Origin of the sequence: Burkholderia sp. AU18528 (assembly GCF_002223215.2) — a bacterium.
In the GTDB taxonomy this organism is placed as follows: Bacteria; Pseudomonadota; Gammaproteobacteria; order Burkholderiales; family Burkholderiaceae; genus Burkholderia; species Burkholderia semiarida.
The window spans coordinates 338,019-351,812 of the sequence record NZ_NKFC02000006.1; the positions used below are offsets into that span (position 1 = coordinate 338,019).

Genomic DNA, 13,794 nt, shown 5'->3' on the forward strand with positions numbered 1-13,794 from the left:
GCCGCCGCGGCCATCATGCGGATGCCGATGGTTGACCGCCGGCGGTCATGCTAGGATTTCCGTCAAACAACTCCGGAGACTGCGATGCCGTTCATCTGCGAAAACGTCGAATGTCGTGCCGTGCTGGCTCGCGGGCAGGTCAGGCACCATCAGGAGGGCGCGGGCTGGTGCTTCTACTGCCCCGACTGCAACACCCGAAACGAGTTGATGAATATCGGCACGGCCAGCGGGCCTGTCGAACTGGTTCAGCCGGAACGAGCGAGCCCGCCGCACAAGGTCGTCGCGACGGCACGGCCGCTGGACGACGGCCGCTACGCGGCGCAGTTGAGCGTTCAGCGAGCGCTCGCCGTGAAGGGCACGTACGCGGCCGAAGAGCACTGGGACGAACTCGGCGTATTCGGCGACGCGCAGGAAGCCGTCGCGCATGCGAAGTCATTCGCCACGGACCTGCTGCAGCGCGCCGCGTAATCGGCATTTTTCCGTGAATGAACAAGAGGCGTCGCGCATTCGTGCGCGACGCCTCTTTGCATTTTCCGCCTGCGTTTTTCAATCGCGGATATCGAACGCGAAGGACTGCTGCGCGATCCGTCGAACCATGCCGTCCCGAACCAGGCTCGCGAGAAGGCCATGCGTGGTCACGCAGCCGGCGCCTGTGCCGCGCGGGCCCGTTCGCGGGCCGCGACGAGTTCCCGGATCCGCTCGCGGTCGGCCGGCGTCACCGGCGTGAAGGTCACGAGGCTCAGGTCCGGGCTGCCGGTGACCGAGAACGCCGAATAGTCGAGCGCGATCCGGCCGACTTCCGGATGGCGGATCTCCTTCGTGCCTTCGTCGTGCGTTCGGATATCGTGGTCGCGCCACATTGCGTCGAATTCGGCGCTGGTCGCGCGCATCTCGTCGACGAACGCCTGCACGGCCCGCGTCGCGCCGCTGCGCGCGACGTCCGCACGAAACGCGCCGACCGCGAACCGCGCGACGCGCTCCCAGTTCGGCTGCGCATCGCGCACGCGCGCATCGACGAAGATCAGCCGCAGGATGTTGCGTGCGGCCGGCGGCAGCGTCGCATAGTCGGTCAGCGTCGCGGCCGCGGCGTCGTTCCATGCGACGACGTCCCACGTCGCGGTGCGGATGATCGCGGGGCTCGCGTCGAGCGAATCGAGCACGCGTTGCAGCCGCGGCGTCACGCTGGCCGGCGCGTGATAACGCACCTCGGGCGGATGGCCGACGCCGAGCAGGAACAGGTGTTCGCGTTCGGCGTCGTTGAGCATCAGCGCGCGGGCGAGCCGGTCGAGCACGTCGGCCGACGGCGCGCCGCCGCGCCCCTGTTCGAGCCACGTGTACCACGCGGCGCTCACGTGCGCGCGCTGCGCGACTTCCTCGCGCCGCAGGCCCGGCGTGCGGCGGCGCGTGGCCGGCAGCCCGAGCACGGCCGGGTCGAGTTTCTCGCGGCGGTCCCGCAGGTACGCGCCGAGCAGGTTGTCGGGGGCGTCAGCCATATCCTGTTAGTTCGTTTACCGGTAAACCGTCACGGCTTCACCGCGAGCGGCGCTCGGCAGATAGTAAGCCTCCATTTCATCCGGAGGTGCTGAACATGCGTGTCTTTGTTACGGGAGCGTCGGGATTCGTCGGCTCGGCCGTCGTCGCCGAACTCTTGGCCGCCGGGCACTCGGTGCTCGGGCTCGCGCGGTCGGATGCAGCGGCGGCATCGGTTGCCGCGGCCGGCGCCGACGTCCATCGCGGGTCGCTCGAGGATCTCGAGAGCCTGACGCGCGGCGCCGACGCCGCCGACGCGGTGATCCACACGGGATTCAATCACGACTTCTCGCGCTTCGCGCAGAACTGCGAACTCGACCGCCGCGCGATCGAGACGATCGGCGCGGCGCTCGCCGGTTCGGCGCGGCCGCTGATCGTCACGTCGGGCCTCGCGCTCGTCGCGCCCGGCCGCGCGGCGACGGAGGACGATTCGCATGTGCCGGTGTCGGCGAATTATCCGCGTGCGTCCGAAGCGAGCGCGGTCGCGCTCGAAGCGCGCGGCGTGCATGCGTCGGTTGTCCGCCTGCCGCCGTCCGTGCACGGCGACGGCGATCACGCGTTCGTGCCGCGCCTGATTGCGTTCGCGCGGGAGAAAGGGGTGGCGGCGTACATCGGCGACGGCGCGAACCGCTGGCCGGCCGTGCACCGGCTCGACGCGGCGCGCGTGTATCGGCTCGCGATCGAGCGCGGCGCGGCCGGCGCGCGCTATCACGCGGTCGACGACATGGGCGTGCCGTTTCGCGAAATCGCGGAGGTGATCGGCCGCCGGCTGAACGTGCCGGTCGTCGCGAAGTCGGCGGCGGAAGCCGGCGAGCACTTCGGCTGGTTCGCGATGTTCGCGGGGATGGATGCGCCCGCAACCAGCGAGCGCACGCGGGCGTCGCTCGGCTGGACGCCGACACAGCCGGGGCTGCTGGCCGACATCGACCGGCCGGCGTATTTCGGAAGCTGACGAGCGACGGGCGCCGCGCATCATGCGCGGCTCGGGCCGTGACGAACACGCGTACGTCGCGGCCGCCCGCCTGCGGTGCGTCATTCGACCGGATGCAGATCCTGCAGCAGCGTCGGCACCAGCTCCGATACGGTCGGGTGGATATGCATCGCGCGGCTGATCGTCGTGTACGGCGCGCCGGCGGTCATCACGTCGAGTATCCCGTGCACGACTTCGTCGCCGGTCACGCCGAGGATCGACGCGCCGAGGATCGCGTGGCTATCCGCGTCGACGATCACCTTCATGAAGCCCTGGCTTTCGCCTTTCTCGACCGCCCGGCCGACGCGCGTCATCGGGCGCGTACCGACCAGCAGCCGGCGGCCCATCTGCTTCGCTTCCTCGAGCGTCATGCCGACGCGGCCGAGCGGCGGATCGATGTACATCGCGTAGGCCATGATGCGGTCGGACACCTTGCGCGGATCGTCGTCGAGCAGGTTGGCCGCGACGATCTCGTAGTCGTTGTACGCGGTGTGCGTGAACGCGCCGCGCCCGTTGCAGTCGCCGAGCGCCCAGATGCCGGGCACGTTGGTGCGCAACTGATCGTCGACGGTGATGTAGCCGCGCGCGTCGGTATCGACGCCCGCGCGGTCGAGCCCGAGATCGTCGGTGTTCGGCACGCGCCCGACCGCGAGCAGCAGGTGCGAGCCCGCCACCTCGCGGCCGCCGCCCGCGCAGTCGAGGCCGACCACGATGCCGTCGCCGTCGCGGCGCGCGCTCAGGCAATTCGCGTCGAGCTGCACGTCGACCCCTTCTTTTTCGAGGATCTCGCGCACGGCCTGCGACACGTCTTCGTCCTCGCGGCGGATCAGGCGCGGGCCTTTCTCGACGATCGTGACCTTCGAGCCGAAGCGGCGGTACATCTGGCCGAATTCGAGCCCGACGTAGCTGCCGCCGACGATCACGAGATGGTCGGGCAGGAAGTCGACGTCCATCATCGTCGAGTTGGTCAGGTACGGCACCGAGTCGAGGCCCGGCATCGCGGGCACCTGCGCGCGTCCGCCGACGTTGATGAAGATGCGTTCGGCTTCGAGCACGTCATCGCCCACGCGCACCGCGTTCGCGCGTTCGAAGCGGGCATGACCCTGAAAGACGGTCGTGTTGTCGAGGCCGCGCACCCATTGCTCGACGCCGTGGTTCGAGCGGCCCGAGATCTGGTCCTTGCGCGCCTTCACGGCTTTCATGTCGACGGTGACGGGGCCGCCAATCGACACGCCGTATTCGCTGGCGCGTCGGGCGAGCTGCGCGGCGTATGCGCTCGCGATCAGCGTCTTGGTGGGGATGCAGCCGGTATTTACGCAGGTGCCGCCGAAGCGGCCGCGCTCGACGATCGCGACTTTCATGCCGGCGCCGGCGAGCCGCGCGGCGAGCGGCGGCCCGGCCTGGCCGGTGCCGATGACGATCGCATCGAAGTGTTGCGTCATGACGTCCTCCTGGGCGGGGACAACGGGGAAAGGGGCAGGCGCAAGCCGCATGCCGTGCCGGCGGTCGCGCGGGCGACGAGCGCCTATGGTAGACCTGTTGGCCCGGTGTCGCGAGCGTCGGGCGGGCGACGCGCCGTATTGAAAAATGGCGCCGCCGCGGGTGGCGCGGCGTGCGGCGTCTAGTCCTTGCGCTGCCAGTGCCCGAACGACACCGGCCGGTGCGCGTCGGCGCGCGTGACGGTGACGTGGTCGGGCTGGTCGTCGAGCGGAAACGATTCGGTGACGATCCGGTTCGAAAACAGCCAGCCGTGCGTGCGCGGGTCGTAGCGGAACGTGATGTAGTCGGTCCAGTGCTGCCCGCACGCGACGGCGTTCTGCACGGTGAAATAGCGGCCCTTCACCGACACGCCGTTGCCGGCCGCATCGTCGGGATCGAACGGGTCGCACTGGCCGCCTTCGTTCGCGCGCAGCACGACTTGGTCGTTGCGGGCGGCGAGCCGGTACGTGTGATCGGCCTGTTCCTCGTAGATCAGCAGCGGGCGCGGCGACGGCTGCTCGCGCGTGTCCACTGCGCGATGCACGACGACGAGAAAGCTGCGCCGCCCGTTGTCGAGATCGGGGCCGGCCTGCGCGGTCAGCGGCTGGTAGCCGGGCGGCAGTTGCGCGGCGATCGATTTCGGCAGGGGGGCGGCGCGGGCGTGGAGCGAGAGGGCGGCGAACAGCGGGAGCAGCAGGGCGGAAAGGCGAAGGGCGCGCATGACAGGCGGTCCGGTCGAAAGGAGGAAAGGGAGATGAGTCGCGCGGCGCGTGACAGATCACGTCCGGACAACTCGCCGCCCGGCGCCGGATTTCCGGGCTCGTCGCTCGGGAAGGCGAGGCTGACGGTCGGGCTCGCGATGGACTCGCGAAGGATCGGATCGGCGACGGCGGCATCGTCGGGATAGCGGGCGGCGCGGATCTCGATCATGGGGCGGCGCGGGATCACGGGAAAGAGGGCCAGCATAGCAGCGCACAGCCGCTTTCGGCCATCCGCGAAGCGTGCCAGAATCGAGCGCTCGACCGTCGGAAACGACACGCAGGCGCCGGCGCAGCGGCGTCGCTGACCAAGGAGACTTCGATGACCGCATCGGCTGCCGTACTCGCCATCCTGGCTGCGCTGTTTCTCGGCGCGATGATCCCGGGCCCGAGCTTCGTGCTGGTTGCCCGCAATTCGATCGGGCTGTCGCGCCGCGACGGGCTCGCCACCGCACTCGGCATGGGCATCGGCGGCATCGTGTTCGGCGGCGTCGCGCTGGCCGGGCTCTACACGTTGCTGCAAGCCGTCGAATGGCTGTACGTGGGCCTCAAGGTCGCGGGCGGCGCGTACCTGATCTACATGGCGTCGAAGATCTGGCGCGGCGCCGACCGGCCGATCGCGATGGACGATCCGCAGGCGATGGCCGGCGGCAGCGCGCGCAAGTCGTTCTGGACCGGCCTCACGACCCAGCTCAGCAACCCGAAGACGGCGATCTGGTACGGCAGCATCTTCGCGGCGCTGCTCCCGCAGCATCCGCCGCTGTGGTGCTATCTCGTGCTGCCGCCGCTCGTGTTCGCGGTCGAATTCGGCTGGTACACGCTCGTCGCGCTGTGTTTCTCGACGCGCCGGCCGCGCGAGCTCTACCTGCGCGCGAAGAAGTGGGTCGACCGCATCGCGGCCGGCGCGATCACGCTGCTCGGGCTGCGGCTGATCCTGAATGCGCCGAAAGCGGGGATCTGAGCTTCATTCCTGATCAGTACCGGCGCGAACCGGCGAGTCGGCCGGTTCGCAAACGTATGACTTCCTCGTGGCGCGGCCGCTCGCCGGCTGCCGCCGATCCTGCTTCCCCACTCGGCACCGCCGCCCGCCCAGCCTTGCGCGACGGGCGTTCGCATGGGTCGACCGGCGCGCCGAACGGCGCCGCTTCCCCGATTCTGGCGGTCGACTGCCCGACGACGTGTAAACTGCTGCCTTTTTTGACGGTTTGCAGCATGGTGCAAGCATTTCCGCGCCCGGCGTTGAGCGGTCCGACGCTCGTCCGGCTGCTCGCGCGCCTGGCCGATGCCGACGTCGCGGAATCCCGGCAGACACTGTCCGACCGGCTGAGCCAGTGGCTCGGCTGGACCGACGCGATCACGCTGTCGTCCGCGCTGAATGCGAGCCCGCCGGGCGTCGCGGCCGGCGTGCGCGGCTACGACGCCGAGCGCGATTGCGCGCGCGTGCGCCACGATCTCGCGCAGGCGATCACGGCCGCCAGCCGGCCGCGGGCGCGGCGCCGGCCCGGCGATCCGCCGCCGCCGGCCGCCGACACGGCCGATTTCGCGGATTTTCGTCAACGTTATCTGACCCTGCAGCAGGACATGGAAACGGCGATCGGCCAGTTGCGCGGCCGCCTGCGCGTCGCGCTCGCCGCACGCTCGTCCGGGATGGCGCGGCTCGCGACGCTCGACACGATCATGGAGCGCGTGCTCGGCGCGCGCGAGCGCAGCCTGTTGTCGGCCGTGCCCGCGCTGCTCGGCACGCGCTTCGCGCGGCTGCGTGAAGCGGAGCGGCAAGCGCTGGCTGACGCCGAATCCGCGGCCGCACTCGACGCCGCCGCCCCATCGGCGCCGGCCGATGAAGGCCCGGTGGCCGATACCCCGACCGTCGCGGCGATCGTGCCCGGCGCATGGCTCGATACGTTTCGCGACGAGATGCAAAGCATCCTGCTTGCCGAACTCGAAGTCCGGTTTCAAACGGTAGACGGGCTGCTCGCGGCCCTTCGCACCTGCTAATCAACACGCTATGTCCAGAATTCGCCTTGATCTCGTTGTCTTCGTCGCCGGTCTGCTCGCAGTGGGCTGGATCGGTGCCGGCTATGTCGCATCGAACCCGCTGGCGGCGGCCGTCACGCTGCTGATTGGCGCGTGCTACGTCGCCGGCGCATGGGAGCTGCTGCGCTACCGGCAGGCGACCGCCACGCTGTCGCGCGCGGTCACCGGCCTGACCGAGCCGCCCGCGAAGCTCGACACGTGGCTCGACATGCTGCATCCGGGCCTGCGCGGCGCTGTGCGCGCCCGCGTCGAAGGCGCGCGCGTCGCGCTGCCGGGCCCGGCGCTCGCGCCGTACCTCGTCGGCCTGCTGGTGTTGCTCGGCATGCTCGGCACGCTGCTCGGGATGGTCGTCACGCTGAAGGGCACGGGCGCCGCGCTCGAGAGCGCGACCGATCTCGACGCGATCCGCGCGTCGCTGATCGCGCCGGTGAAAGGGCTCGGGTTCGCGTTCGGCACGTCGATCGCCGGCGTCGCGACGTCCGCGATGCTCGGGCTGCTGTCCGCGCTCGTGCGCCGCGAACGGATCGATGCGGCCCAGCAGCTCGACGCGAAGATCGCGACGACGCTGCGCGTGCATTCGTCCGCGCACCAGCGCGACGAATCGTTCCGGCTGCTGCAGCGCCAGGCCGACGTGATGCCGGCCCTGGTCGACCGGTTGCAGACGATGATGACGACGCTCGAGGCGCGCAGCGTGGCGTTGCACGATCGTCAGCTCGAAAGCCAGCAGGCGTTTTTCGACCGGACCGAGCGGGCGTACGCGGGCCTGGCGTCGAACGTCGGCGACGCGCTGAAGGAAAGCGCCGCCGAAAGCGCGCGCGTGGCCGGCGCCGCGTTGCAGCCGGTCGTCGCCGCGACGATGACGGGGCTCGCGCAGGAGATGGCCGCGCTGCGCGACACCGTGACGGGCGCGGTGCAGCGTCAGCTCGACGGGCTGACGGACGGCTTCGAGAAGACCACCGGCAACGTGACGGCTGTGTGGAACCGCGCGATCGACGAACAACGTCAGGCGGGCAACGCCGTCGCGAAGCAGTTGCAGACGACGCTCGGCCAGTTCACCGACACGTTCGCGCAGCGTTCGTCGGATTTGCTCGACGGCGTCGCGACGCGCCTCGAATCGACCGAAGGCCGCCTGTCGGACGCCTGGCGCGATGCGCTGGCGCGCCAGGAGCAGGTCGGCGAGACGCTGGCCGGCCAGCATGCGCGTGCGCTCGGCGAAGCGGCCGCGACGTTCGAACGCCATTCGGCCGCGACGCTCGCCGCGATGCGCGAGTCGCATGCGGGTTTGCAGACGCAACTGGCCGCACGCGATGAAGAACGTCTCGCGGCGTGGAACGATTCGCTGGCGGCGATGGCCGCGAAGCTCGGCGATGAATGGCAGCGTGCGGGCGCGCATAGTGCCGGTCGTCAACAGGAAATCTGCGATGCACTCGCTCAGACGACGCGCGATCTGGCCGCACAGGCGTCGACGTTCGAACAACGCTCGAACGACTTGCTATCGACAATCCGCGAATCGCACACCGGCCTGCAATCTCAACTGGCAGCACGCGATGAAGAACGCCTGTCGGCATGGAACGATTCGTTGGCCGCAATGGCCGCGAAGCTTGGCGAAGAATGGCAGCGTGCAGGCGTGCACAGCGCCGGCCGTCAGCAGGAAATCTGCGACGCCCTCGCTCAAACGACGCGCGACCTGGCCGCACAGGCATCGACGTTCGAACAACGCTCGAGCGATCTGCTGTCGACGATCCGCGAGTCGCACACGGGCTTGCAATCGCAACTGGCGGCGCGTGACGAAGAGCGCCTCGCTGCGTGGAACGATTCACTGACCGCTATGGCCGCGAAGCTGGGCGAAGAGTGGCAGCGTGCTGGCGTGCACAGCGCCGGCCGTCAGCAGGAAATCTGCGACGCGCTTGCACAAACGACGCGCGACCTCGCCGCACAGGCGTCGACGTTCGAACAACGCTCGAACGATTTGCTATCGACGGTCCGCGAATCGCACACGGGCCTGCAATCGCAACTGGCTGCACGCGATGAAGAACGTCTGTCAGCGTGGAACGACTCACTGGCGGCAATGGCCGCGAAGCTCGGCGAAGAATGGCAGCGTGCCGGCGTGCACAGCGTCGGCCGTCAGCAGGAAATCTGCGACGCCCTCGCACAAACGACGCGCGATCTGGCCGCACAGGCATCGACGTTCGAACAACGCTCGAACGATCTGCTGACGACGATCCGCGAATCGCACACCGGCCTCCAATCGCAACTGGCCGCACGCGACGAAGAACGTCTCGCTGCATGGAACGATTCGCTCGCCGCGATGGCGGCCGCGCTGCGCGACGAATGGGCGCAGACGAGCGCGCAGGCCGCGGCGCGCCAGCAGGACATCTGCGACACGCTCACCCGCACCGCGAACGACATCACCGCGCAGGCGCAGGTTCACGCGAGCGACACGATCAACGAAATCGCACGTCTCGTGCAGGCCGCGTCGGAGGCGCCGAAGGCCGCGGCCGACGTCGTCGCCGAGTTGCGCCAGCGCCTGTCCGACAGCATGGTGCGCGACACCGCGACGCTCGAGGAACGCAGCCGCCTGCTCGCGACGCTGGAGACGCTGCTCGGCGCGGTCAACCATGCATCGACCGAACAGCGTGCCGCGATCGACGCGCTCGTCAGCACGTCGGCCGATCTGCTCGATCGCGTCGGTGCGCGCTTCAACGACACCGTCGATGCCGAAACGCGCAAGCTCGATTCGGTGGCCGCGCAGGTCACGGCCGGCGCCGTCGAGGTGGCGAGCCTCGGCGACGCGTTCGGGATGGCCGTGCAGGTGTTCGGCGAATCGAACGACAAGCTGCTCGCGCATCTGCAGCGCATCGAGGCCGCGCTCGAGAAATCGCTCGCGCGCAGCGACGAACAGCTCGAGTACTACGTCGCGCAGGCGCGCGAGGTGATCGACCTGAGCGTGATGTCGCAAAAGCAGATCGTCGAAGACCTGCAGCAGCTCGCCGGCCGGCGGGCGCCCGTCGGAGCGTAACGCATGCACGACGAAATCGACGGCGGCGCGCAATCGGCGCCGGTATGGCCCGCGTTCGCCGACTTGATGTCGGTGCTGCTCGGCGCGTTCGTGCTGATCCTCGTCGGCGTGATCGGCATGCAGCTCCAGCTCACGTCGAAGCTCGAGGAAGCGGTGCGCGCGCGCCAGCTCGAGGCGCGGCAGCGCAAGTCGCTCGAACAGGCGCTCGCCGGGCCGCTCGCGGCCGGCCGCGTGACGCTCGTGAACGGGCGCATCGGCATCAGCGGCAACGTGCTGTTCGCGCTGAATTCCGACCAGTTGCAGCCCGCTGGCCGCGACCTGCTGAAGACGCTCGCCAGCCCGCTGGCCACGTACCTGAAGACGCGCGACGAGATCCTGATGGTCAGCGGCTTCGCAGACGACCAGCAGGTGCACGCCGGCAACCGCCTGTTCGCGGACAACTGGGAACTGTCGGCCAAGCGCGCGTTGACGGTCACGCGCGCACTGATCGATGCCGGCGTGCCGGCCTCGTCGGTGTTCGCGGCCGCGTTCGGCTCCGAACAGCCGGTCAGCTCGAATGCGGACGATGAAGGTCGCGCGAAGAACCGCCGCGTGGAGATCGCGCCGGTGCCGCGCAAGTCGGCGTCGAACGGAGGAAAGGCAAAGTGACGGGCGACGCGACGCGGGTACGCGCGACGCTCGATGCATGGCGCGAGCAGGGCGCCGACCGGCTCGATCCCGTGCGCTTTCATCGGATCGATGCGCTCGAACGGCGCACGGCCGTGCTCGACGGCGCCGCGCGCGCGCTGCTCGACGCGCGGCTGGCGGCGCTGGTCGAAGGGTTTGCGGAGACCGTCGCGCGTGCGCGCGAAGCCGAAGCGACGCGCATGACGGTGGAGGCTTCGCCGGGTGCGCCCGCGCGCGGCGCGCTTGCCGCGCTCGTCGAAGGGCTCGCGCGCGATGCTCGGGCCGACCGGCGCGGGCTCGATCCCGAACTGGTCGACTACTTCCGCGCGACGTGGTCGAAAGTCCGCACGGAGCAGCAGTATCGACAGTCGCTCGACCAGGTGCCGCGCAACGCGGGGCCGCTCAACTCGAACAGCCTCGTGCACCGCTCGCTCGCGACGATGCGCGAACTGTCGCCGGACTATCTGCAGCAGTTCCTGTCGTACGTCGATGCGCTCGCATGGCTCGAGGATCTCGCCGGCGGCGGCGCGCAGCCCGAGAAGGAAGCGCCGCGCGCGAAGGCCGCCAAACCGGCCAAGAAGGCGACGCGCGCCAAGGCGCGATAACGCCACGTCACGTCACGCCGCGCCGCGCCGCGCGCGGGCGGCGTGCGGATCGCCTACCGGTTCGGCGTTGGCTCGTCGATCGCCGCGCGCAGCGCGTGCAATGCATCGACCAGCGCCGATATCGCGCGTGCGTTCGACGTCGGAGCGGGCATCGAGGGTCATCGAAGGGCGTTTCGATTGGCGGGTTGAGCCCGCGCGCCGCGCGGATCCGACGGATTATCGCATCGGCGTTCGGGGCCATGTATCGCTCATCCCGGCCGCCTGCGCGAACGTGTCGAGCGCCCAGCCTTTCCCGAGCAACAGCCGCCGCGTGTGCAGCGCGCCGTGCACGTCGTCGGCAACGGTGTCGCCGAGATAGCGCAACGCGCGGCCTTCGACATCGACGAAACCATGCCGGTAGTCCTGCGCGAGCGCCGTCCACAGCCGCGCGGCGCCGACCGACTGGCGCGCGCCGCTGATCAGACACAGGCCCGCGTCGAGCCCCCAGCGGTACAGCGTCGTCGCGAGGCCCTGGCGTTGCGCCGAGCCGCGCAGCCGTGTGTGCGGCGCGCGCAGGTAGCGGTCGGCGCGGCGCGGGATTTCGGGAAGCCGGTTGAACACCGTATAGCCGGCGAGCTGCCGGGCCGACGGATCCTCGACGTACAGGAAGTATTCGCCGTCGGCTTCGCGATGGCGCACGATCAGGCCCGAGCGGCCGAGCGCGACGCCCGGCAGCCCGTGCAGGCGATGCCCCGGCTGGTGGAGACGTTCATAAAGGGTGTCGAGTTCGTCGTCGATGTCGTGCTGGGAATGCTGTACGTCGATACGCATGGCAAAAGGCGCCCGTCCCGGGCGCATCGAGAAAGAAGTTCATGGCAACGGGGAAACGGAAATGAAAGCGGCCCCCGGGCTCGGCGAAGCGAGCCGGGGCCGCGAATCAGCTGGGGATGTGCTGGAAACCGGCGGCGATCGCGGCGAGGCCCGCGATGCAGAGTGCGAACAGGATCAGGACTTTGTGGATCACGCCTCTTTCCTCATGAACGCGCGGCGCCGAACGGGCGGCATCGCGGAGACGGTGAGCGGCGGGCACGGCCCGCGCGGCCGCCGCGCGGGGCGACGGTCGGGTGTCCGGCGACGGATCGTACGCGGACGGCCAGCACCATACGCGACGCGTCGGGAGCGGGCAATCGGACGGGCGGAGAAAAGCGACGAAAAGCGGAGAATCGCCGTGTTTCGCGACAATTGGCCGCATGGGGCGCGTTCAGGCGTGTGGAGATCCACGCGCAAGCGCATCGTCGAGCGCTGGACGGCGCATGTGGAAAGTGTCGCGGCCTGTGCGACGCCCGCGCCCGCTTGGCATCCGCGCGAGCAACCGGAGCGGCATGAACTGCCGCCCCGGCCGCGCCGTCACACCGCCTGCCGCCCGCCAAACGCGTGCCTGACCCGCGCGAACAAGCCGTGTTGCGCGATCCATTCGGCATACGCGCGATAGTCGGGATCGCGCATCAGGTGGCGCTCTTCCGTTTTCGCGCGCGTGTAGTAGATCAGGTTGACGGCGACGAGCCCGGCGCAGTGCATGAGCCCGATCTGCCAGCCGAGCGGCTCGACGAACGGCACCGACACCATCCAGTACGACAGGTTCTTCGTGATGTACGCGGGATGCTTCGTGAAGCGATACGGGCCCGACGTGATGATCCCGCGGTTGGTGAGGTTCGAGAACCGCAGTCCGAACGAGATCGTACACAGCGCGTAGGTCAGCAGCAGCAGGATGATCACCGTGCCCCAGATCACGCGCAGCGTCGGCGCCGACAGCAGCCAGTTGTCCCAGAACATCGAGCCTTCGTAGCGGATGTAATTGTTCGAGATCAGCGACCAGAACGGCTGATAGCAGATCAGCGCGGCGACCCAGCCGAGCGTCGTCGGCTCGACGGTGCGCACGTGGCTGTCGAGGATGCGGAACGTGCACAGGTAGCCGACGGTGCCGAACATCAGGTCCATCGTGAACGACAGGTCGTACATGAACACGAAGGTCGCGATCGTCATCGGCGCATGCATCGCGTTCGCGAGCGACGCGCTCAGGTGATCGGCGTCCTTCGACAGGTAGACGGTCATCAGCGGCAGGAAAAACGCCTTCACGCCCCAGCCGGCCAGCATCTCGCGCACCGGCTTCCAGCTCGCGGGCCGCTCGCGGCGAAACAGCAAGCGGCCCCACAGCAGGTACGCGTCGTCGGTCTCGCGCTGGTGGCGGTCCATCCACGCGAAGTAGAACGGCGCGGCGACGATCACGTACGGCGCGAGCGAGCGCAGCAGCGACCAGAACGGCAGGTAGAACGCGCCGTGGTATTCGGGCAGCAGCCAGTAGAGGAGGCCGATGCCTGCGTAGATCGACGTCAGCGCGCCGAGCCGCGTCGCGACGCGCGCGACGCTCAGCGGCCGGACGGCCTGCCGTGACAGCCCCGCGCTCGGACGCAGGTAGACGCGCGAGATGAAGAGTTCGTGCAGCGCGATCGTGCCGATGATCGCGAGGCTGGCGACGACCGCGCGTGTCGCCGCGTCGAGGGCAGGGTGGTCGCGCGTGATCCACAGCGCGAAGAGCCCGGCCGCGATGCCGAGCAGGCCAGCGCGGAATGGCGTGGCGGAACGGGGTGGGCGGTCCGGAGCGGCGACGATGCCGTCGAGCGTCGAGTTCATGATCGGATCCTCGTAGGGATGAGGGCCGGCGCCCCCGCTTGGCGGGTGACGCCGGCCGTCGGC

13 protein-coding genes are annotated in these 13,794 nt (G+C 69.4%); 7 read left to right on the plus strand and 6 right to left on the minus strand.

Annotation, left to right across the window (positions count from 1 at the left end; translation table 11 throughout):
- The first annotated feature begins 84 nt into the window (after window positions 1–84).
- The gene (locus CFB52_RS18365) at window positions 85–468 is read left to right on the plus strand and encodes a hypothetical protein (RefSeq protein ID WP_059580183.1); all 384 of its coding nucleotides are present in this window, start codon (window positions 85–87) and stop codon (window positions 466–468) included.
- 167 nt (window positions 469–635) lie between these two features.
- Here the strand turns inward: CFB52_RS18365 and CFB52_RS18370 are convergent, their stop codons facing one another.
- A complete protein-coding gene (locus CFB52_RS18370; protein WP_059580185.1) occupies window positions 636–1,493 on the minus strand; it encodes a helix-turn-helix transcriptional regulator in 858 nt (285 codons plus the stop codon).
- Window positions 1,494–1,588: 95 nt separating this feature from the next.
- Here CFB52_RS18370 and CFB52_RS18375 point away from each other — a divergent pair, with 95 nt between their 5' ends.
- The gene (locus CFB52_RS18375; RefSeq protein ID WP_059580330.1) at window positions 1,589–2,482 is read left to right on the plus strand and encodes an SDR family oxidoreductase; all 894 of its coding nucleotides are present in this window, start codon (window positions 1,589–1,591) and stop codon (window positions 2,480–2,482) included.
- 80 nt (window positions 2,483–2,562) lie between these two features.
- Here CFB52_RS18375 and CFB52_RS18380 read toward each other — a convergent pair whose 3' ends face one another.
- Both CFB52_RS18380 and CFB52_RS18385 read right to left on the minus strand, forming a co-directional pair.
- On the minus strand, window positions 2,563–3,942 hold the full coding sequence (locus tag CFB52_RS18380) for an FAD-containing oxidoreductase (protein ID WP_099317131.1): 1,380 nt from the start codon (window positions 3,940–3,942) through the stop codon (window positions 2,563–2,565).
- A 179-nt stretch (window positions 3,943–4,121) separates the two neighbouring features.
- Window positions 4,122–4,700: a hypothetical protein gene (locus tag CFB52_RS18385; protein ID WP_059580191.1), complete on the minus strand. Its 579-nt coding sequence runs from the start codon at window positions 4,698–4,700 to the stop codon at window positions 4,122–4,124.
- 359 nt (window positions 4,701–5,059) lie between these two features.
- Here CFB52_RS18385 and CFB52_RS18395 point away from each other — a divergent pair, with 359 nt between their 5' ends.
- The 5 genes from CFB52_RS18395 (at window position 5,060) to CFB52_RS18415 (ending at window position 11,061) form a co-directional block, all read left to right on the plus strand.
- Complete coding sequence (locus tag CFB52_RS18395; protein WP_059580193.1) at window positions 5,060–5,698, plus strand: LysE family translocator; 639 nt, start codon at window positions 5,060–5,062, stop codon at window positions 5,696–5,698.
- 251 nt (window positions 5,699–5,949) lie between these two features.
- On the plus strand, window positions 5,950–6,732 hold the full coding sequence (locus tag CFB52_RS18400; protein ID WP_060315665.1) for a DUF3348 domain-containing protein: 783 nt from the start codon (window positions 5,950–5,952) through the stop codon (window positions 6,730–6,732).
- A 10-nt stretch (window positions 6,733–6,742) separates the two neighbouring features.
- On the plus strand, window positions 6,743–9,790 hold the full coding sequence (locus tag CFB52_RS18405) for a DUF802 domain-containing protein (protein WP_099317132.1): 3,048 nt from the start codon (window positions 6,743–6,745) through the stop codon (window positions 9,788–9,790).
- A 3-nt stretch (window positions 9,791–9,793) separates the two neighbouring features.
- Window positions 9,794–10,438, plus strand: coding sequence for an OmpA family protein (locus CFB52_RS18410; protein WP_059640250.1), 645 nt, complete (start codon window positions 9,794–9,796; stop codon window positions 10,436–10,438).
- The gene (locus tag CFB52_RS18415) at window positions 10,435–11,061 is read left to right on the plus strand and encodes a DUF2894 domain-containing protein (RefSeq protein WP_099317133.1); all 627 of its coding nucleotides are present in this window, start codon (window positions 10,435–10,437) and stop codon (window positions 11,059–11,061) included. The genes CFB52_RS18410 and CFB52_RS18415 overlap by 4 nt, the downstream gene beginning before the upstream one ends.
- A gap of 12 nt (window positions 11,062–11,073) precedes the next feature.
- Here CFB52_RS18415 and CFB52_RS34670 read toward each other — a convergent pair whose 3' ends face one another.
- From CFB52_RS34670 to CFB52_RS18425, 3 genes are all read right to left on the minus strand, one after another.
- Window positions 11,074–11,223, minus strand: a complete 150-nt coding sequence (locus CFB52_RS34670) for a hypothetical protein (RefSeq protein WP_179231761.1) — start codon at window positions 11,221–11,223, stop codon at window positions 11,074–11,076.
- Window positions 11,224–11,277: 54 nt separating this feature from the next.
- Window positions 11,278–11,871: a histone acetyltransferase gene (locus CFB52_RS18420; protein ID WP_179231762.1), complete on the minus strand. Its 594-nt coding sequence runs from the start codon at window positions 11,869–11,871 to the stop codon at window positions 11,278–11,280.
- A gap of 576 nt (window positions 11,872–12,447) precedes the next feature.
- Window positions 12,448–13,731, minus strand: a complete 1,284-nt coding sequence (locus CFB52_RS18425) for an isoprenylcysteine carboxylmethyltransferase family protein (protein ID WP_099317134.1) — start codon at window positions 13,729–13,731, stop codon at window positions 12,448–12,450.
- Between the last annotated feature and the right edge of the window lie 63 nt (window positions 13,732–13,794).